Source organism: Accumulibacter sp. (assembly GCF_036625195.1).
Lineage (GTDB): Bacteria > Pseudomonadota > Gammaproteobacteria > Burkholderiales > Rhodocyclaceae > Accumulibacter.
Window position 1 is genome coordinate 1,250,684 of record NZ_JAZKUG010000001.1, and the last position, 20,329, is coordinate 1,271,012.

17 protein-coding genes are annotated in these 20,329 nt (G+C 64.7%); 11 read left to right on the plus strand and 6 right to left on the minus strand.

Annotated features, from left to right (window positions below):
- Window positions 1-185: 185 nt before the first annotated feature.
- Window positions 186-1,085 carry an ROK family protein gene (locus V5B60_RS05445; protein WP_332346021.1) on the minus strand — a complete coding sequence of 300 codons (900 nt, stop codon included), beginning with the start codon at window positions 1,083-1,085 and terminating at the stop codon, window positions 186-188.
- A gap of 216 nt (window positions 1,086-1,301) precedes the next feature.
- Here V5B60_RS05445 and rpsT point away from each other — a divergent pair, with 216 nt between their 5' ends.
- From rpsT to V5B60_RS05460, 3 genes are all read left to right on the plus strand, one after another.
- Window positions 1,302-1,571: a 30S ribosomal protein S20 gene (gene rpsT / locus V5B60_RS05450; RefSeq protein WP_332346022.1), complete on the plus strand. Its 270-nt coding sequence runs from the start codon at window positions 1,302-1,304 to the stop codon at window positions 1,569-1,571.
- A 228-nt stretch (window positions 1,572-1,799) separates the two neighbouring features.
- Window positions 1,800-2,450, plus strand: coding sequence for a protein-L-isoaspartate O-methyltransferase family protein (locus V5B60_RS05455; RefSeq protein ID WP_332350433.1), 651 nt, complete (start codon window positions 1,800-1,802; stop codon window positions 2,448-2,450).
- Window positions 2,451-2,534: 84 nt separating this feature from the next.
- Window positions 2,535-3,884 carry a TolC family outer membrane protein gene (locus V5B60_RS05460; protein WP_332346023.1) on the plus strand — a complete coding sequence of 450 codons (1,350 nt, stop codon included), beginning with the start codon at window positions 2,535-2,537 and terminating at the stop codon, window positions 3,882-3,884.
- Here the strand turns inward: V5B60_RS05460 and waaA are convergent.
- Window positions 3,859-5,091: a lipid IV(A) 3-deoxy-D-manno-octulosonic acid transferase gene (gene waaA / locus V5B60_RS05465; RefSeq protein WP_434735362.1), complete on the minus strand. Its 1,233-nt coding sequence runs from the start codon at window positions 5,089-5,091 to the stop codon at window positions 3,859-3,861. The two genes, V5B60_RS05460 and waaA, sit on opposite strands and share 26 nt — an antisense overlap.
- A 35-nt stretch (window positions 5,092-5,126) precedes the next feature.
- Window positions 5,127-6,083 (minus strand): lipopolysaccharide heptosyltransferase I, encoded by a 957-nt coding sequence (waaC, locus tag V5B60_RS05470; protein WP_332346026.1) that lies wholly within the window; start codon window positions 6,081-6,083, stop codon window positions 5,127-5,129.
- 147 nt (window positions 6,084-6,230) lie between these two features.
- Between waaC and V5B60_RS05475 the strand changes: the two genes are divergently transcribed.
- From V5B60_RS05475 to V5B60_RS05485, 3 genes are read left to right on the plus strand one after another with little or no spacing between them, the layout of a single operon-like run.
- Window positions 6,231-7,652 (plus strand): mannose-1-phosphate guanylyltransferase/mannose-6-phosphate isomerase, encoded by a 1,422-nt coding sequence (locus tag V5B60_RS05475; RefSeq protein ID WP_332346027.1) that lies wholly within the window; start codon window positions 6,231-6,233, stop codon window positions 7,650-7,652.
- 54 nt (window positions 7,653-7,706) lie between these two features.
- Window positions 7,707-8,783 (plus strand): dTDP-glucose 4,6-dehydratase, encoded by a 1,077-nt coding sequence (gene rfbB / locus V5B60_RS05480; RefSeq protein WP_332346028.1) that lies wholly within the window; start codon window positions 7,707-7,709, stop codon window positions 8,781-8,783.
- Window positions 8,784-8,816: 33 nt separating this feature from the next.
- A complete protein-coding gene (locus V5B60_RS05485) occupies window positions 8,817-9,617 on the plus strand; it encodes a sulfite exporter TauE/SafE family protein (protein ID WP_332346029.1) in 801 nt (266 codons plus the stop codon).
- Window positions 9,618-9,624: 7 nt separating this feature from the next.
- Here V5B60_RS05485 and V5B60_RS05490 read toward each other — a convergent pair whose 3' ends face one another.
- Both V5B60_RS05490 and V5B60_RS05495 read right to left on the minus strand, forming a co-directional pair.
- Window positions 9,625-10,404, minus strand: coding sequence for an enoyl-CoA hydratase/isomerase family protein (locus tag V5B60_RS05490; RefSeq protein WP_332346030.1), 780 nt, complete (start codon window positions 10,402-10,404; stop codon window positions 9,625-9,627).
- Window positions 10,401-11,075: a GntR family transcriptional regulator gene (locus tag V5B60_RS05495; protein WP_332346031.1), complete on the minus strand. Its 675-nt coding sequence runs from the start codon at window positions 11,073-11,075 to the stop codon at window positions 10,401-10,403. Before V5B60_RS05495 ends, V5B60_RS05490 begins: the two co-directional genes overlap by 4 nt.
- A 201-nt stretch (window positions 11,076-11,276) precedes the next feature.
- On the opposite strand from V5B60_RS05495, the gene scpA reads away from it, so the two are divergent.
- The 4 genes from scpA (at window position 11,277) to V5B60_RS05515 (ending at window position 18,124) form a co-directional block, all read left to right on the plus strand.
- Entirely contained in the window at window positions 11,277-13,451 is a 2,175-nt protein-coding gene (gene scpA / locus V5B60_RS05500) for a methylmalonyl-CoA mutase (RefSeq protein WP_332346032.1), read from the plus strand.
- 32 nt (window positions 13,452-13,483) lie between these two features.
- Window positions 13,484-14,482, plus strand: a complete 999-nt coding sequence (meaB, locus tag V5B60_RS05505) for a methylmalonyl Co-A mutase-associated GTPase MeaB (RefSeq protein ID WP_332346033.1) — start codon at window positions 13,484-13,486, stop codon at window positions 14,480-14,482.
- Window positions 14,483-14,583: 101 nt separating this feature from the next.
- Window positions 14,584-16,116, plus strand: a complete 1,533-nt coding sequence (locus V5B60_RS05510) for an acyl-CoA carboxylase subunit beta (protein WP_332346034.1) — start codon at window positions 14,584-14,586, stop codon at window positions 16,114-16,116.
- Between the two features lie 19 nt (window positions 16,117-16,135).
- Window positions 16,136-18,124: an acetyl/propionyl/methylcrotonyl-CoA carboxylase subunit alpha gene (locus V5B60_RS05515; RefSeq protein ID WP_332346035.1), complete on the plus strand. Its 1,989-nt coding sequence runs from the start codon at window positions 16,136-16,138 to the stop codon at window positions 18,122-18,124.
- A 221-nt stretch (window positions 18,125-18,345) separates the two neighbouring features.
- Here the strand turns inward: V5B60_RS05515 and V5B60_RS05520 are convergent, their stop codons facing one another.
- On the minus strand, window positions 18,346-19,593 hold the full coding sequence (locus tag V5B60_RS05520) for an adenylate/guanylate cyclase domain-containing protein (protein WP_332346036.1): 1,248 nt from the start codon (window positions 19,591-19,593) through the stop codon (window positions 18,346-18,348).
- 363 nt (window positions 19,594-19,956) lie between these two features.
- On the opposite strand from V5B60_RS05520, the gene V5B60_RS05525 reads away from it, so the two are divergent.
- Window positions 19,957-20,325: a DUF1622 domain-containing protein gene (locus V5B60_RS05525; RefSeq protein ID WP_332346037.1), complete on the plus strand. Its 369-nt coding sequence runs from the start codon at window positions 19,957-19,959 to the stop codon at window positions 20,323-20,325.
- Window positions 20,326-20,329: the final 4 nt, after the last annotated feature.

Below are 20,329 nucleotides of genomic sequence, written 5' to 3' on the forward strand. Positions count from 1 at the left end.
GACCGCGTTCGCCGTCCGCTAGAGGTAGGAGAGGAAGTAGGCGCCGGCAAAGGGAAGGAAGAGTCGCAGCCACAACATCGCCTACGCGGCTCCGGTGATGCCGGCAGCCGCGCGGCGATCGAGCGTGCGGCCGATCCGCCGCATCGTGCGGCGGTGCCCTGCTGGCGATGACTTCTCCATGGTGCTCAGTCGGCACTCCACAGCCAGGCTGCGCCACGCACGCCCGAAGAGTCGCCATGCCGGTTGCGTAGAAGCTGGGTCTGAACGACATCGGAGAAGACGTGTCGGTGCCACAGTCGCGGCACCGACCGGTAGAACCGGTCGATGTTCGAGAGCCCGCCACCGAGCACGATCGAGTCCGGGTCAACGATATTCACCACCATGGCCAACGCCTTCGCCAAGCGTCGCTCATAGCGCTGCAGGGTCGCCTCGCAGGCAGCATCGCCGCTGCTCGCCCGGCTGTCGATCTCCACGGCGGTCAGCGCGACGCCAGCGTGGCGCAGATGATCGGCAGCCAGCGCTGGCCCTGAGAGCCAGGTCTCGATGCAGCCGCGGCGTCCGCAGTAGCATCGCGGCGGTGGCTGGTCCTCCTCGTCCGGCAGGGGCAATGCGTTGTGCCCCCACTCGCCGGCAATTCGGTTGGTGCCCGTGAGCACCCGCCCGCGCACAACGAGGCCGCCGCCAACGCCCGTACCGAGGATGACGCCAAAGACCGTTTCCGCGCCTTTGGCGGCGCCATCGGTCGCCTCGGAGAGCGCGAAACAGTTCGCGTCGTTGGCCAGACGCACTTCGCGCTGCAAGAGGTCTTGCAGGTCGTTGCGCAGCGCGTGGCCGATGAGCCACGTCGAATTGGCGTTCTTGACCTTGCCATCGACCGTAGACTCGGCGCCCGGCATGCCGACGCCGACGCTGCCCCGCTGCCCGAGATCGTGTTCGGCTGCCGCCACCAGCTCGCCGATGGCGGCCAGCGTCCCGTGGTAGCTCCCGCGAGGGGTCGGTCGCCTTCGCCGAAGGAGGACCTGTCCGCCGTCGTCGAGCGCCACCAGCTCGATCTTGCTGCCACCCAGGTCCACACCGAGTCGCAAGGTCGCACCTCCCCTGATTCATCCTGTCGCGCAGTCGCCAGCAGCTGCGCGGTCAAGCGGCATCGCCAAACGCCGGCAGGATGGGCGAGAACGCAGCGGAATGCAATAGTCCGCAGGCATCCGCGAAAGGAGCGCCTGCCTCTTGCATCGGCTCATGGCAGTCGGTATACTCCGCGCCTTTCGACTGATCCGCAGCATTTCAAAAGGACCCGACTCATGGCCAACAGCGCTCAAGCTCGCAAGCGTGCCCGGCAAGCCGTCAAGCAGCGCGCTCACAACACCAGCCTGCGCTCGACTCTGCGCACCGCGGTGAAGCGCGTCCAGAAGGCGGTTCTGGCGGGCGACAAGGCTGCTGCACAGAGCGTCTATCAGTACTCGGTGTCGGTCATCGACCGCATCGCCGACAAGAAAATCATCCACAAGAACAAGGCGGCACGCCACAAGAGCCGCCTGTCGGCCCAGATCAAGGCCCTGAGCGCCGCCTGAGGCGACGTCTTGTGACAGCCAGGCGGCGCCAGCAGGCGCCGTCTTGCGTTTACCCGTCCGCTGTCGCCCGCGGCCAGCCGGACCGTGGCGGTTGCCAGCCCGGTCGGCGCCGAAGGCGGGCCGATCAGGTTATAATCGCCGCCGCAGGGGCAGACGCGGAAAGCGCAACCTGCTTCCAGGATGACTGACGACACGCTTGCGACGGGGAATGCTATGGCTGTGGTGAATATGGACATGGAGCGGGCTCGCTTCAACATGATCGAGCAACAGATTCGCCCCTGGCAGGTTCTTGACCCAGCCGTACTCGACATGCTCGGCGAAGTGAAGCGTGAGGACTTCGTGCCGGAGGCATTGCGGACATTGGCCTTCGCCGACGTCGAGTTGCCCATCGGCAACGGCCAGACCATGCTGCAGCCGAAGATCGAGGCTCGCGTGCTGCAGGAACTGGCGATCAGGAACACCGACATCGCCCTTGAAGTTGGTACCGGCAGTGGCTACATGGCGGCCCTGCTGGCCTCGCAGGCGGAGTACGTGTTCAGTGTCGAGATCGACCCGGTTCTGGCCGAGAGCGCCAGGCAGCGGCTGCAGCAGGCGGGGGTGGTGAACGTCACGGTGGAGACCGGGGACGCATCGAGAGGATGGTCCGGTCCATCGCCCTACGATGTGATCCTCATTTCCGGCTCGCTCCCCGAGTTGCCGCAGGCCTTTCTGCAGCAACTGAAGGTGGGTGGCAGGCTGGTCGCGTTCATCGGCCAGGCTCCGGTGATGGAGGCTCGCCTGATCGTCCGCACCGGCGAACAGGCCTACAAGACTCGCAACCTCTTCGAAACCGTGGTCACCCCGTTGACTGCGCCTCAACATTCGGGCTTCGTCTTCTGAGACGAAGCCCACCACCAGTGGCAAAGTGAGGCCGCTGCGCGCTGCCCGGCGCTTGCGTGATCCCGGCCGAAAGTGAGATAGCTCATGCTTCGTCCTCCTGGCGCCGGAAAGCTGGCCTTCCTGCTGTCCGGCTTTCTCCTTGCCGGGTCGGTGCTGGCGGCCGACCTGCTGCAGGTCTATCGTGATGCCCTCGCCTACGACGCGCAGTACGCTGCGGCGCGTGCTGCGGCCGAAGCCGGGCGGGAGAAGCAACCGCAGGCGCTTGCCGGCCTGTTGCCCACGGTCGCCGCGACCGGGAATACTTTTGCCAACGATGCCAGGTTCGACACCCGGATCAGTGGCAGCCCGATCAACGTCAGTACCCGAAGCAGCTTCAACAGCAACGCCTACAACGTCAACCTGACGCAACCGCTGTTCCGCTGGCAGAATTTCGTCCAGTACGACCAGTCGAAGCTGCTGGTCATGCAGACCGAGGCCAGCTTTGCGCAGGCCGGGCAGGATCTGATCCTGCGCGTCTCGCAGGCATACTTCGACGTCCTCGTCGCGATCGAGAAGCTGCGCGCGGTGCAGGCCACCAAGACAGCAATCGCGCAACAGCTCGAGCAGGCCAGGAAGAACTTCGAGGTCGGTACGGCAACCATCACCGACACTTACGAGTCGCAGTCACGCTTCGATCTGGCGACGGCGCAGCAAATTGCCGCCGAGAACGAGCTGGAAGTGAAGCGTTACGCCTTGCGCGTGCTGGTTGGCAAGGATCCCGGCGAACTCAACCGGCTGAAGCAGAACGCGGTCATGGAAGCACCGCAGCCCGCAAACATGGAGCCCTGGGTCGAGGCCGCCGAGCGCGACAGCTTCGTCGTCCAGGCGCAGGAGGCGGCGGCGGAGGCCGCGGCCAAGGCGGTCGAGATCAACCGTGCCGGTCACTTCCCGACCGTCGATGTGGTCGCCAACTACGGCCAGAACAACGGTCCGGGCCAGTCCGGGCTGGGCTCGGTCGACACGACGACGCGGCAGATCGGCCTGCAGGTCAATATCCCTCTCTTTCAGGGTGGTGCGGTCAATTCACGTACCCGCGAAGCCGCCGCCCGTCGCGACGCGGAACGGGCCTCGCTCGACAACATCCGCCGAACTTCTGCGCTGAACGCGCGGCAGGCCTATCTTGGTGTGGTCAACGGCCTCGCCGAGGTGCGCGCGCTGGAAGCCGCGCTGCTGTCGAGTCTCAGCTCGCTCGAGTCGAACCGGCTCGGCTACGAAGTGGGCGTGCGGATCAACATCGATGTCCTCAATGCCGAGAACCAGGTTCTGGTAACGCGCAGGGATCTGGCACGAGCCCGCTACGATACCCTGCAGAACCAGCTCAAGCTGAAGGCAGCCGTCGGCACCCTGAACGAGGCCGACGTCGAACGGATCAACCTGCTGCTCGAGGCGCCATGAGGCTGTCGATCAGCGCTGCCGTCCGTTCGGTGGCGCCTCGATGTGCTTGGCTGAAGCCGCGCGCGGCAGCGCGCATGCGGGCCAGCTGCTGAGGCTGTTGCAGGAGCTCTGCGGCGGTGGCAACGGCCTCGTCGGCATTGGCGACGCGGCGGGCGGCGCCACAGGCGATGGCGTCCACGCTGGCTTGGGCGAAGTTGAAGGTATGCGGTCCGAGCAGCACCGGGCAGCCGCAGGCTGCCGCCTCGATCAGGTTTTGTCCGCCGAAGGGCAGGAGCGTGCCACCGATCAGTGCGATCTCGGCCAGCGCGTAGTAAGCCGGCATTTCACCCATGCTGTCTCCCAGCCAGACGCGCGTTTCCTCGTCCGGCAGGCTGCCACTGCTGCGTCGGCAGGAGGCCAGTTGTCGGCTGGCGATCAGCTCCGCGACCTCGGCGAAGCGCTGCGGGTGTCGGGGCACGAGCAACAACAGGTGGCGCTGCGGCAGGCGGGCGAAAGCGTCGAGCAGCAGTGCCTCCTCACCCTCGCGCGTGCTGGCGGCCAGCCACACCTGGCGGTGGCCGAGCGCTTGCCGCCAGTGCGCTCCGAGGCACAGCTTTTCGGGCGGCGGCGTGACGTCGAACTTCAGGTTGCCGCAGACGACCGTCTGCCTGGCGCCGACGGCCCGCAGGCGCTCGGCGTCGGCCTCCGTCTGTGCGGCGATCGCGTCAAGAGCGGCGATCGCCGGCCGGCTGAGACCCGCAAGGCGGGAATAGCCGCGCTGGGAGCGGGTTGAAAGGCGGGCATTGACCAGTGCCAGCGGCAATCCTCGCCGCTTTGCTGCGGCGATCAGGTTGGGCCAGATCTCCGTCTCCATCAACAATCCGACCCGCGGCCGGTAATGATCGAGGAAGCGACCGCAGGCGGCCGGCAGGTCGTAGGGAAGGTAGGCCTGATGCAGACGGTCGGGGTGACGCTGCACCAGGTCACGGCCGGCCGTCCGGCCGGTCGGTGTCATGTGGGTCAGCAGCATGCGGTGTTCGGGGTAGCGCTGCAACAGCAACTCGACCAGCGGCTCGGCGGCGCGGGTCTCGCCGACGGAAACCGCGTGCAGCCAGATCAGCGGCCCGCCCGACGACGGTGGGTAATGGCCATGCCGCTCGCCAATGTGCTGCAGGTATTCGGGCTGGCGGCGGGAACGCCAGAGCAGGCGCAGCCAGACCAGCGGCATGGCCAGATGAAAGAGCAGCGAATAGAGCAGCCGGATCACCGACGCAGCGCCCGTTCGGCGGTCGCGACCACCTCGGCCGGTGTGGGCGGCCTGCCGGTGTTGCCCAGGTTGCGGATGAAACCGTCGCCGAAGACCCCGGTGAGTGAAGGATCGGTCGCCACGTAGAGGGCAATCACCGGCACGTGCAAGGCTGCAGCAAGGTGTGCCAGGCCGGTGTCGACGCCAATCACGACGCTCGCTCCTGCCAGCAGCGCCGCCAGTTCCCGCAGGCCGAGTGGTGGCGCGACCATGGCGCCGGCAACGGCAGCGGCGATGCGTTCGGCACGCTCGCGCTCGCGCGCGTTGCCGGCCGGGAGCACCGCGGTCACTCCGGCGCCTGACAGTGCGCGACCGAGCGCGTGCCAGTGTGCCTCTTGCCACAACTTGTCATCACGGCTGGTGGCCGTCAGCAGGACGGCAAAGGGTCCGGCCGGTAGCCAGCCGATGTCGATGGCCGGTGGCGATATTCCGTAGTCGAGTGGCAGGTCCACAGGGTAGTCGAATGCCGCGGCTGCCAGCCAGCGGTTGCGCTGTACGGCGTGCAGGTTGCATGGAATGACGAAGGTGTCGTCGTAGAAGTGGGCGGCGAAGGATTCGCGCGCCGCTTCGGCGGCGTAGCCGAGTCGCCGTCCTTGCGCCAAGCGGCCAACGAGGGCGCTCTTGACGAGGCCCTGGGTGTCCAGAACGAAGTCGTAGGTTCGCGATCGCAGCCGTTGCCGGAAGTCCCGCATCTCGCGCCAGGTTGCGACCCGGCCGAGCTGGCGGCGCCAGCGTCGGATGGCCACCGGAATCACCTCGCGAACCGCCGGGTGCAGGCGTGGAATGTCGGCGAAGCTCTCCTCGACGCACCAGTCTATACAGGCTTCGGGGAAACAGCGCCGCAGGTCGCTGACCACCGGCAGGTTGTGAATTACGTCACCGAGAGACGAGGTCTTGAGCAGTAGGATGTGCATCGCCGGGTCAGGGTGACGGGATCGGTGGCAGCCGGGAAGTGCGAATTATAGGCCCTCGGCGACCGTCGCCGGGCGACCTCGGCCGGCTATAATCCCGCCTCGCGCGAGCCCAGCGTGGCAAGTCGGTTCCGTCTGGAGACGATGCAAATGAAACCCCCCGTGATTCGTCCGGTCATCCTCTGCGGAGGGTCAGGGACCCGTTTGTGGCCCCTCTCACGGACCCACTACCCGAAGCAGTTCCTTTGCCTGGTCGATGACTACTCGCTGTTGCAGAACACCTTGCGCAGACTCGACGGCCTCGCCGGCCTGGGCAGGCCGATCGCCGTCGCCAACGAGCACCATCGTTTCCTGGTAGCCGAGCAGTTGTTCGAGATCGGCCTCAAGGCCGACATCCTGCTCGAGCCGGCAGCCCGCAATACGGCGCCGGCCGTCGCCGCAGCAGCCATCGGGGCACTTGCCGACACCGCCGGCGACGCGCCGCCGCTACTGCTGGTGCTTCCTTCCGACCACGTCATCGCTGGTGTCGCCGCATTCCAGGAGGCCGTGCGGGCGGCAGTTCCGCATGCCCAGGCGGGCGCCTTGGTGACTTTTGGTGTCCTGCCGGACCGGCCGGAAACGGGCTATGGCTATATCCGACGCGGCGCTCCGCTGGCTGGCGGCTATGTTCTCGACCGCTTTGTCGAGAAGCCGGACGCGCAAACGGCGAAGACCTACCTCGACGCTGGCGACTACTTCTGGAACAGTGGCATGTTCCTGTTTCGTGCCGACAGCTTTCTCGATGCCCTGCAGCGCTTTGCGCCGGTCATGCGCGAGCAGGTGGCCGCAGCCTGCCAGGCGGCACGACGGGATCTCGATTTTCTCCGCCTTGATGAAGCTGCTTTTGCCGCCAGCCCAGCGAACTCGATCGACTATGCGGTCATGGAAAAGACCGATCACGGCGTCGTGATTCCCCTCGACGCCGGCTGGAACGACATCGGCGCTTCGGATGCGCTGGCGACCGTCGGCCAGGTCGACAGCGATGGCAACGCGCGACGCGGTGACGTCCGCAGCATCGATACCAGCAACTGCGTGCTGTTCTCCGAAGGCAGACTGCTGGCCACGGTCGGCGTCAGCGATCTGGTGGTGATCGCGACACCCGACGCGGTGCTGGTAGCCGACAAGGCGAAGGCGCAGGACGTCAAGATGCTCGTCGATGACCTGAAGCGCGCAGGACGCTGTGAGACTGAATTTCGCCATGTCGTCCATCGGCCGTGGGGCAGCTACGAAGGTCTCGCACATGGCCCACGCTACCAGGTCAAGAGGATCCTGGTGAAGCCCGGTGCCAGTCTCAGCCTGCAGAAGCATCACCATCGTGCCGAGCACTGGGTTGTCGTCAAGGGCACGGCCGTGATAGCCCGCGGCGACGAATCGCTGCTGCTTTCCGAGAACCAGTCGACGTACATCCCGCTCGGGGTCGTCCATCGGCTGGAGAATCCGGGAAAGATCGATCTCGAGATCGTCGAGGTACAGTCCGGCAGTTACCTCGGCGAGGACGACATCGTCCGTCTCGAAGACACCTATGGCAGATGACCCTGGACTCGCAGCCGGTTCGCCGGCGGCAGCCCCACGCGAAGGCTGGTGCACATGATTCTGGTTACTGGTGGCGCCGGATTCATTGGCGCGAACTTCGTGCTCGACTGGCTGGCGACGAGTGACGAGCCGATCGTCAATCTCGATCGGTTGACCTATGCTGGCAATCGGCAGAGCCTCGCCTCCCTGAGCGGCGACGACCGCCACATCTTCGTGCATGGCGACATCGGCGACGGCGAACTTGGCGCCCGCCTGCTCGCGCAGTACGCGCCGCGGGCGATCATCAACTTCGCTGCCGAGTCACACGTGGACCGCTCGATCCATGGCCCTGCCGACTTCATCCAGACCAACATCGTCGGTACCTTCCAGTTGCTCGAGAGCGTGCGTGCGTACTGGAAGGAACTGCCGGAGCATGGCCGACAGAGCTTCCGCTTTCTGCACGTGTCGACGGACGAGGTCTATGGCTCGCTCGCACCGGAGGCACCGGCGTTCACCGAGGATCACCCGTATCAGCCGAACAGCCCCTATTCCGCGAGCAAGGCAGCCAGTGACCATCTGCTGCGCGCCTACCACCACACCTACGGTCTGCCGGTTCTGACCACCAACTGCTCGAACAACTATGGTCCCTACCAGTTTCCGGAGAAGCTGATTCCGTTGATGATCGTCAACGCTCTGGCGGGCAAGCGGCTGCCGGTGTACGGTGACGGCCAGCAGATTCGCGACTGGCTGTATGTCGGCGACCACTGTGCGGCAATCCGGCGCGTACTTGCTGCCGGCGTTCCGGGCGCCACCTACAACGTCGGTGGTGGCAACGAGAAGGCGAACCTGGATATCGTGCACACCATCTGCGGACTGCTGGACGAACTACGCCCGCGTCCTGACGGCCGGGCCTATCGCGAGCAGATCACCTACGTCACCGACCGTCCCGGCCACGATCGCCGCTACGCGATCGATGCCCGCCGGATCGAACGGGAACTGGGTTGGCGACCCGCGGAGAGCTTTGCCTCCGGCATCGGCAGGACCGTTCGCTGGTATCTGGAGAACCAGGATTGGGTGCACAACGTGCAGTCGGGAGCCTACCGCGAGTGGGTCGAGAAGAACTACGCCGACCGGGAAAAAGTGGGATCATAGCCGTCTGCAAGTTCTTTCTGCCGGGAGGCGCTCTTGGGCTGGTGGCTGGCGTACGTCGCACTGGGCTTGTTCAGCGGTTTTTCGGCAGGCGCGCTGGGGATCGGCGGTGGGCTGGTGCTGGTGCCGTCACTGACCATCATCTTCGCCGCGCAGGCCGGTTTTCCCGCGACCGAGGTACTGCACCTGGCGCTCGGCACTTCGATGGCGGTGATCCTGTTCACCTCGCTTTCCAGCCTGCTGGCGCACCATCGTCACGGCGCGGTGTCGTGGCCGATCGTCTGCCAGATCACGCCGGGCATCCTGCTCGGTACGATGCTCGGCACCCTGCTGGCTGCCAGCGTCCCGGCGCAGCCGCTCGCCATCTTCTTCAGTGCCTTCGTCTGTGTGGTCGCGGTGCAGATGGTCTTCAACCTGAAGCCGAAGGCGTCGCGCGAGTTGCCGGGGCGCGCCGGTGTCGTCATTGTCGGCATCGGCATCGGAGCCGTCTCGGCGCTGGTGTCGATCGGCGGCGGGTCGCTGACGGTCCCCTTCCTCACTTGGTGCAACGTACGCGTTCATGATGCCATCGGCACCTCGGCAGCGATCGGTTTTCCGATCGCCATCGGTGGTTCGCTGGGTTACCTGTTCAACGGCTGGGAACATCCCGGGCTACCGGCGGGGAGTGTCGGCTTCATCTACCTGCCGGCTTTCCTCTGGCTCGTGCCGAGCAGCATGCTGATGGCACCGTTCGGTGCGAAGCTGGCGCACAGCCTGCCGGTGGCTACCCTGAAACGCCTCTTTGCCGGTCTGCTGGTGGTGCTTGCGGCGCGGATGCTGTGGCGGCTGTTCGCCTGATTCCCCCTCAGCAGCCGCGGAACCGTGGTGCCCGCTTGGCGAGGAAGGCGGTCAGCCCCTCGCGGTAATCTTCCGTCTCGAGGAAGGCGAAGGAGTCACGCAACTCCCCTGCGCTCAGCGGCTGGTTCTCCTGCAGGCGCTGCAGCAGCTTCTTGTGCCAGCGCGCGACCAGGGGCGCCCCCTGGCAGATGCGCCGGGCCGTCCCGTAGGCTTCCGCGACGACTTCGCCGTCGCCGACGACACGCGTCACGAGTCCCTTGGACAGAGCCTCGGCTGCTCCCAGGATGCGCCCCTCGAGCAGCAGTTCGCGCATCGTTGCGGCGCCAGCCAGGCGCAGCAACGCCTGCATTTCGACCGGATACATCGAGAAGCCAAGCCGGTTGATCGGCGCGCCAAAGCGTGCAGACTCACCACAGACGCGCAGGTCGCACTGGGCGGCGATCTCCAGCCCACCGCCAATGCAGGCGCCATGGATCAGTGCGACGGTCGGCAGCGGGCAGTCGCCAACCGCCCGCAGCGCGGCTCCAGCCTGCGCGTGATAGGCCATTGCCCGGTCGACGGTGTCACGCTGGGTGCTGAACTCCTCGATGTCGCCGCCGGCGGCAAAAGCCTGCTCGCCTTCACCTCGCAGCACGAGGCAACGCAACTGGGGGTCGGCAGCCAACCCGCTGACCACCTGCGTCAGTTGCAGCCACATGGCGGAGTCGACGGCATTGAGTTTGGCCGGATTCGAAAGGGTGACGGTCGCCACCTCGCGATCGCGGGTGCAGTCGATGCGGCCGCTCATGACAGCGCCTTCGCTTCCTCGGTTGCGCCACGCACGAGCGCCTGCCGGCCGGCAAGGATGTGGTCGTGCATCATCGTCTGCGCGCGCAGCGCGTCGCCGGTCCTGATCGCCTCGAGGATGCCCACGTGTTCATCCAGCGACTGCTGCAGTCGCCCATCGATACTCAGTGAGAAGAGCCGGGTCAGCTTGAGCACCTTGCGCAGATCCTGGATCATCTGCCGCAGCCAGCGGTTTCCGGACATTTCCTGGATACGCAGGTGGAATTCCTGGTTGACCTCGAAGAAGCGCCCGATCTGGTTGCCGGCGGCAAAGCGCTGCAACTGCCGATGCAGTCCTTCGAGCCTGGCGATCTGCTCCGGGCTGGCCTTTCTGGTGGCTTCGAGGGCGCAGCGTCCTTCGAGCATCGCCATCAGCGGAAAGATCTCGTCCAGATCCTGATCGGAGATCTCGGTGACGAAAGCGCCGCGGCGCGGTCGCAGGGTGACCAGCCCCTCGGCGGCGAGCACCTTCAGTGCCTCCCGCAGTGGTGTCCGGCTGATGCCGTATTCAACGGCCAGCTGCTGTTCGTCGATGCGGATTCCGGGCAACAGCTCGTGCGCGAAAATCCGTTGTCGCAGCCGCTCGGCCACCTCCTGGTAGAGAGCGGTCTGCGCTATCCGACCTGGTGCCATGACTGGCCCTTCCTGCCCGGCGAATCGGGGTCCTGGAAACTTGCTTTCATAATTATGGATACAGTATTATTCGCTGGGCGGGGTGTCAAGAGCTGGAAAAGGCTGCGCCAAGGCGCGCGTCTCCCGCCACGAATACCATGGCTGCGGCCTCGCCAAACGGCTTGCCCGCCCCAATCCACAGATTTCCTGAAAGGTTCCGTCATGTCCAACGAGAACAAGCCTGAACTGCCGAATTCCGCCAATCTCGACGCCTGGAAGAAGGCCGCCAGCAAGTCCGCCCCGGGTGGCAACGTCGACGCCCTGAACTGGGTGACGCCCGAGGGCATCGTCGTCAAGCCGCTGTATACGAGGAAAGATGTCGAGGATCTGCAGTACACCGACACCCTGCCCGGCTTGGCGCCGTTCGTCCGTGGCCCGCAGGCGACGATGTACGCCGTGCGGCCGTGGACCATCCGCCAGTACGCCGGCTTTTCCACCGCCGAGGCGTCGAACGCCTTCTACCGCAAGGCGCTGGCCGCCGGCGGCCAGGGTGTCTCGGTTGCCTTCGACCTGGCGACGCACCGCGGTTACGATTCCGACCATCCGCGTGTCACCGGTGACGTCGGCAAGGCGGGTGTGGCGATCGATTCGGTCGAGGACATGAAGATCCTGTTCAATGGCATCCCGCTGGAGAAGATCTCGGTGTCGATGACGATGAACGGCGCCGTGCTGCCGATCCTGGCCGGCTACATCGTCGCTGCCGAAGAGCAGGGCGTGCCGCAGGACAAGTTGTCGGGAACGATCCAGAACGACATCCTCAAGGAGTTCATGGTCCGCAACACCTATATCTACCCGCCAAAGCCCTCGATGCGGATCATCTCCGACATCATCGGCTACACGGCTCACCATATGCCGAAGTTCAATTCGATCTCGATCTCCGGCTACCACATGCAGGAAGCCGGGGCGACACAGGCGCTGGAACTTGCGTTCACCATCGCTGACGGGCGCGAGTACGTGAAGACGGCGCTCGCCTCGGGTCTCGACGTTGACGAGTTTGCTGGCCGGCTGTCGTTCTTCTTCGCCATCGGCATGAACTTCTACCTCGAGGTCGCCAAGCTGCGGGCTGCGCGCCTGCTGTGGTGGAGGGTCATGCGCGAGTTCTCACCGAAGAGCCCGAAGTCGATGATGCTGCGCACCCATTGCCAGACGTCCGGCTGGTCGCTGACCGAGCAGGATCCCTACAACAACGTCGTGCGCACGACGATCGAGGCGATGGCCGCCGTCTTTGGCGGCACGCAGTCGCTGCACACGAACGCCCTCGACGAGGCGATCGCCCTGCCGACCGAGTTCTCTGCGCGCATCGCGCGCAACACGCAGCTGATCATCCAGGAAGAGACGCACATCACCAACGTCATCGATCCGTGGGCGGGTTCGTACATGATGGAGAAGCTGACGCAGGACTTGGTCGACGAGGCGTGGAAACTCATCGAGGAGGTCGAGAGCATGGGTGGCATGACGCATGCCGTCGAATCCGGGTGGGCGAAGATGAAGATCGAAGGCTGTGCCGCCGACAAGCAGGCGCGAATCGACTCGGGCAAGGACGTCATCGTTGGTGTGAACAAGTACAAGCTGGCGAAAGAGGACGCGATCGACATTCTGGACATCGACAACAACGCCGTGCGCGAGGCGCAGGTGGCGCGCCTGAAGTCGGTTCGTGCAAGCCGCGACACCGCCAAGGTCGACGCGGCGCTTGCCGACCTGACCCGTTGCGCGGAGACCGGTGAGGGCAACCTGCTCGACATGGCGGTACGCGCGATGCGGCTGCGGGCCACCGTCGGCGAAGTGTCGGACGCCATGGAACGGATTTTCGGGCGCTTCCGTGCGACACAGCAGACCGTTTCCGGTGTCTATGGCGCGGTAGTCGACGGCCTGGCGAGTTGGGAGACGCTGAAGGCCGAGATCCTCAAGTTCAACGAGGAAGAGGGTCGTCGGCCACGGATCATGATCGCCAAGCTTGGGCAGGATGGCCACGACCGCGGCGCCAAGGTGGTTGCCACCGCCTTCGCCGATCTCGGCTTCGATATCGACGTCGGACCGCTTTTCCAGACACCCGAAGAAGCCGCGCGGCTGGCGATCGAGAACGACGTGCACGCCGTCGGCGTGTCCTCGCTCGCCGCCGGCCACAAGACCTTGCTGCCGGCTCTCGTGCGCGCGCTCAAGGAGCAGGGAGCCGATGACATCATCGTCTTCGCCGGCGGTGTCATCCCGGCGCAGGACTATGACTTCCTCTTCCAGGCCGGCGCGAAAGCCATTTTTGGCCCCGGCACACGCATCGAAGATTCGGCCATGACGGTTCTGGCAGAGATTCGCAAGGCACGCGCACACGCTCCCGCCTGAGCGCTTTCGTTGCCGGCGAGCAGGAATTGGATATGACCAGTGCAACTGCCGGCAGCCTTTCGGCTGCCGACCAGCACCTAGTGGACGGCGTTCTCTCCGGTCGTCGACGGGCGCTGGCGAAGACCATCACCCTCGTTGAGTCGACCCATGGTGAGCACCAACGGCGCGCACGCCAAGTGCTCGCCGCACTGCTGCCGCACACCGGGCGAACGATCCGCGTCGGGATCTCGGGGGCTCCCGGCGCCGGCAAGTCCACCTTCATCGAGTCGCTCGGGCTCCACCTCATCGAGGCCGGGCGACGGGTCGCCGTGCTCGCCGTCGACCCGTCGTCGTCCGTCTCAGGGGGCTCGATCCTTGGCGACAAGACGCGCATGGAACTGCTCTGTCAGCGCGACGAGGCCTTCATCCGGCCGAGTCCATCGGCCGGTTCGCTCGGCGGCGTCGCCGACAAGACGCGCGAGGCGATGCTGGTCTGCGAAGCGGCGGGTTTCGATGTCATCATCGTCGAGACGGTCGGTGTCGGGCAGTCGGAAACCACGGTCGCCGGCATGGTCGATGCCTTCGTCCTGCTGCAGTTGCCTAACGCCGGCGACGACCTGCAGGCGATCAAGAAGGGCATCGTCGAGATCGCCGACCTGATCGTCTTCAACAAGGCCGACATCGACGAGCGGGCGGCGGCCTTTGCCCGCAACCAGATGCGCGCCGCTCTGACCATGCTGCGCAGCACGAGCCCGAACTGGCGACCGCCAGTACTGACGATGAGCGCCCTTGCCAAGCGCGGCATCGCAGAGTTCTGGGCCGAGGTGGAGCGCTATCGGACGACGATGCTGGCCAGCGGCGAGTTCGATGACAAGCGACGCCGCCAGGCCGTCGACTGGATGTGGAATCTGATCGACTCCGGCCTGCGGCAGTATTTTCGTTCGCATGCGACGGTGCGCTCAGCGCTGCCGGTCCTGACCGGCGATGTCGCCGAGGGCCGCACGACGCCCGGTGCCGCGGCCTCACGTCTGCTCGCCTACCTGAAACACTGAAAGCACAAAAGAAGACGCACCCGCCTGCCGGGGGGGGGCAAGCGAAATCTCCGACCTGTTTGAGTAGTTCTGATTGACGCGACCGTTAGGGAGTAGAACTTATGCACGACATCATTCGCCAGCTTGCAGAGAAGCGCGCGGCGGCCTGTCTTGGTGGTGGCCAGAAGCGCATCGACAGCCAGCACAGAAAGGGGAAACTGGCAGCCCGCGAAAGGATCGAACTGCTGCTCGACAGTGGCTCCTTTGAAGAGTGGGACATGTTCATGGAGCACCGCTGCACCGACTTCGGCATGGCCGAACAGTCGGTGCCCGGTGACGGTGTGGTCATCGGCTGCGGGACCATCAACGGCCGCCTGATGTTCGTCTTCTCGCAGGACTTCACGGTTTTTGGCGGTTCGCTGTCGGAAGCACACGCCGAGAAGATCTGCAAGGTGATGGACCACGCGATGAAGGTGGGCGCACCGGTGATCGGCCTCAACGACTCGGGTGGGGCGCGCATCCAGGAAGGCGTCGCCTCGCTTGCCGGCTATGCCGAGGTCTTTCAGCGCAATGTTCTCGCCTCCGGGGTCGTGCCGCAGATTTCGCTGATCATGGGTCCGTGCGCTGGCGGCGCCGTTTACAGCCCGTCGATGACTGACTTCATCTTCATGGTCAAGGACTCCTCGTACATGTTCGTCACTGGTCCGGAAGTGGTGAAGACGGTCACCCACGAGGATGTCACGGCGGAGGAACTCGGCGGCGCGATCACCCATACCAGCAAGTCCGGAGTTGCCGATCTCGCATTCGAAAATGACGTCGAGGCACTGATGATGCTGCGTCGCTTCATCAGCTTCCTGCCGTCGAACAACCGCGAGAAGCCGCCGCGGGTGCCGTCGCAGGATCCGGCCGACCGCCTCGACTTCTCGCTCGACACGCTGGTTCCCGACAACCCGAACAAGCCGTACAACATCAAGGAACTGATCATCAAGGTGTCCGACGATGGCGACTTCTTCGAACTGCAGCGCGAGTACGCCAAGAATATCGTCATCGGCTTTGCCCGCATGGATGGTTCGACGGTCGGCATCGTTGCCAACCAGCCGCTGGTGCTGGCCGGCTGTCTCGACATCAAGAGTTCGATCAAGGCCGCCCGTTTCGTCCGCTATTGCGATGCCTTCAACATTCCGGTGATCACCTTCGTCGACGTGCCGGGTTTCATGCCGGGCACCGCGCAGGAGTACGGCGGCATCATCAAGCACGGCGCCAAGCTGCTCTACGCCTACGCCGAGTGCACGGTGCCGAAGATTACCGTCATCACGCGCAAGGCTTATGGTGGCGCCTACGATGTCATGGCGTCGAAGCACTTGCGGGGCGACGTAAACTTCGCCTGGCCGTCGGCGGAGATCGCGGTCATGGGACCGAAGGGTGCGGTCGAGATCATCTTCCGCGAGGAGAAGAACGACCCGGCCAAGCTGGCTGCGCGCGAGGCCGAGTACAAGGCGAAGTTCGCCAACCCGTTCGTTGCTGGCGCACGTGGTTTCATTGACGACGTGATCATGCCGAACGAGACGCGCAAGCGCATCTGCCGCTCGCTGGCGATGTTGCGCAACAAGAAGTTGGAAAACCCGTGGCGCAAGCACGGCAACATTCCGCTCTGATACCCGGGGAGAAATAGTGATGTTCAAGAAGATTCTGATCGCCAACCGGGGCGAAATCGCCTGCCGGGTGATGAAGACCGCCAAGAAGATGGGCATCAAGACGGTCGCCGTCTACTCCGAAGCGGACAAGGATTCGATGCACGTGATGATGGCCGACGAAGCCGTCTGCATCGGTCCGCCTCCGTCGAAGGAGTCATATCTGGTGATCGACAAGATCATCGACGCGTGCAAGCGGACCGGCGCCGAGGCAGTGCATCCGGGCTACGGCTTCCTGTCGGAAAACGAGGAGTTCTCACGACGCCTCGAGGAGAGCGGTATCGTCTTCATCGGTCCGAAGCATTACTCGGTGGCGGCGATGGGCGACAAGATCGCCTCGAAGAAACTGGCGATGGAGGCGGGGGTCAACACCATCCCCGGTTACAACGCCGAGATCGCCGATGCCGCACAGGCGGTGTCAATTGCCGGTGGTATCGGTTACCCGGTGATGATCAAGGCTTCCGCCGGCGGCGGCGGCAAGGGCCTGCGAGTCGCCTTCAACGACAAGGAAGCGGCCGAGGGATTCGATGCCTGTCGCAACGAGGCACGCAACAGCTTCGGTGACGACCGCGTCTTCATCGAGAAGTTCGTCGAGGGTCCGCACCACATCGAGATCCAGATCATCGCCGACTCCTTTGGCAACACCGCGTACCTGTTCGAACGTGAATGCTCGATCCAGCGCCGCCACCAGAAGGTCCTCGAAGAGGCGCCGTCGCCGTTCATCGACGAGAAGATCCGCAAGGCGATGGGCGAGCAGGCGGTCGCGCTGGCGAAGGCGGTGAAGTACCAGAGCGCGGGAACGGTCGAGTTCGTCGTCGGCTCGGACAAGTCGTTCTATTTCCTGGAGATGAACACCCGCCTGCAGGTCGAGCACCCGGTGACCGAGATGATCACGGGGTTGGACCTCGTCGAGCTGATGATCCGCGTCGCTGCCGGGGAGAAACTGCCCTTTGCCCAGGAGGATCTGAAGATCAATGGTTGGGCCATCGAGTGCCGGATCAACGCCGAGGATCCGTTCCGCGGCTTCCTGCCGTCGGTCGGGCGTCTCGTCAAGTACCGCCCGCCCGAGGTCACCGAAGGCCAGGTGCGGGTGGACACCGGCGTCTTCGAGGGTGGTGAGATCTCGATGTACTACGATTCGATGATCGCCAAGCTGATCTGCCACGGCGGCACCCGCGACCAGGCGGTCAGCCGAGTGCGTGACGCGCTCAACGCCTTCGTCATCCGCGGCATCGACTCGAACATCCCGTTCCAGGCAGCGTTGATGCAGAATCAGCGCTTCCTCTCGGGCGTGTTTACCACCTCGTTCATCGCCGAGGAGTTCCCGAACGGCTTCGACGAGTCCTGCGTCGTGCATCAGGATCCGGGTCTGCTCGCCGCGCTTGCCGCCTTTGGTCGTCGTCGTTACATCGATCGTGCCGTCCAGATCAGCGACCAGATGCCGGGGCATCAGCGCAAGGTCGGCAAGGACTGGGTCGTCCAGATGGAAGGCAAGGATTACCCGGTTTCGCTCGTGCCGATCCCGGGAGGCTACTCGGTCACGCACGGTGGCGACACGTACGATCTCGTCTCTGACTGGAGGTTCGGCGAGCTCGTCTTTCGCGGCACCTGCAACGGAGCGCCGATCTGCCTGCAACTCGAGCGCATCGGTCTGCTCTATCGCGTGGTCCATTTTGGCAAGCAGGTCAAGGCTACGGTGATGACCGCCAATGCGGCGCGCATGCTCGCCCTGATGCCGAAGAAGGTACCGCCGGATCTGTCGAAGTTCCTGCTCTCACCGATGCCGGGGCTGCTGCGCGAGGTGGCCGTGGCGGACGGGCAGGACGTGGCTGCTGGCGAGAAGTTGGCCGTGATCGAAGCAATGAAGATGGAGAACGTTCTCAAGGCCGAGCGCGACTGCAAGGTCAAGAAGGTCGTTGCCTCTCCGGGCGAGAGCCTTTCGGTCGATCAGGTCATCATCGAGTTCGAGTGAGCTGCCGCTGCCGGCCGTCTGACAGCAACAAGAGCCCGCCACTCGGCGGGCTTTTTTTGACCTTCGCCCGCGCTGCAGACCTTGCCTGCTGCGCATGACGCCGCCCGGTCGACGCGCGAGTTGTGCTCGCTGCCGAGGCCAGGAGCACCCTGGACCGAACCCGGCCTATACAGACGCCGCACACCAGACCGCCAGCGCCGATGGCGACGGACGTGATCCGATCATGATGAAGTCAGTACGGGCGCATGGTTGCCAGCCGCGCGTCCCTTCAGCAGGAAGACGCGCATCGAGCCCTTGCCCTTGACCGGAATCTCGCCTCGCTCTTGGCAGACGAAGTCCGCCGTGAGTCGGGCGCGTGTCGTTTCGCTGATTTGAATCTCGCCGGCGATACCCTGAGACTCCATGCGCGAAGCGATGTTGACCGTGTCACCCCAGAGGTCGTAAATGAAACGTTTCTTGCCGATTACGCCAGCGACGACGGCGCCCGAGTTGATGCCGATGCGGATCTCGAGTCCCGGGAACTCCCGGATCGCCTCCTGCAATCGCAAAGCCAGTTCCGCGACTGCCACGGCGTGATCGGCTCGTGCTTCGGGGATTCCGGCCGCCACCATGTAGGCATCGCCGATCGTCTTGATTTTTTCGAGACCGCTCTGCTCGGTGAGATCGTCAAACTTGGAGAAGATCGCGTCGAGCAGGCCAACGACGTTCGGCACCGATTCAGAGAGTGAAGTGTAGCCGACGATATCGGCAAAGAGAACGCTGCACTCGGCGAAGGCATCGGCGAAGGTCCGCCCCTCACGACGCAGACGCTGGCTGATCGACGCCGGCAGCATGTTCTCGAGTAGCTCCTCGAGCCGCCCGTTGGCGCGCGCAAGCTGTCTTTCGGATTCCGCCAGATCCGCGAGAAAGAGATGGGCAACGTACATCAGCGAGGAAACACCGGCAAAGAACAGGATCCAACGGCCGTTTTCCTGCTCCTCCGGCGACCAGGGGAGGCCGACGGCCGGCAACGACAGCAAGCCTAGTTCGACGGCAACGAAGATCAGCAGACAGACCAGTGCGTACAGTTCCCGGGCGCGGCTGCCGTGCTCGAAGAACAGCAGGTAGGCACCCATGGTCAGCGGCAGCAGGTGATAGTGGCTCATGCTGCGAAACGGCCCGGCGACGCCTTCGAGTGCGATCAGGCTGGCGACGACGGGAATCACGACCCAGAAGTAGCCGTGGCTGGCTAGGCCGAGCTGTCCTCGCGAGAGGCGGCACCACACCCACGCCGCACCGCAGAACGACACACCCTGCAGCAGCAACGTCGGCAGATCGTCACGGCGCAGCGCGACGAGGCTCCAGACGATCGCGTAGGCGACCAGAAGGCCGACCCCGGTCCGCAGTAGCCGCTCGGCCCGGCGTCGTCGATATTGGCGAAACGCAACGTCCGTGAAGACGAAGTCGCGCGTGTTGTCTTCCTTGCTCACGATCAGGACATTCCTCGCGGCCTCCAAGGCGGCGGGCGGAGTATGCGTTCTCGACCGCCGGCAGTCAAACGCGGCTGCCGCGCGGCACAGGCGCCGCCGTCTGGCACGGAAGATGGCGGTGTGCGAGGTCTTTGGCGACCTCGCAGATCGAGCACGCCTCCGTCCGCGAAGGAGTCGGATCAGGCGAATGCCCAGCCGGAAGTCGGGCCCTGAGGAGCGACCGGCTGTGCCCGTCGCTTGCGATACAATGACTGCAGGCAGGTTCGACTCGAGCACCGGCTGCATGCCTGCACCTCGCCGCTCGACAGAAAACCTCCTCCCGGTTTCCGGGAGTCGAGAATCGCACGCTTGGAGGAACGTTCGATGCCATCGTTCAATGAAATTGCCGAGATCGTCGGCCTGCTCTTCGACGGCCTCGGAGTCGTCGTCATCGTCCTCGGCACGCTGCTCGCCGCGGGTCGCTTGGTCATCCTGAACAGGCGCGCAGGTGATGGCTACAGGCAGTTCCGGCAGGACATCGGACGCGGAATCCTGCTCGGCCTGGAGTTTCTGGTGGCTGCGGACATCATCCGCACCGTGGCGGTGACGCCGACGCTCGAGGGCGTCCTGGTCCTTGGCCTGATCGTCCTCATCCGGACCGTCCTCAGCACGGCTCTGCAGGTCGAACTCGAGGGCCGCTGGCCCTGGCAACGGGCCAGTGAGGGCGCGGTTCGCCCACAGGAAACTCCCTGAACAA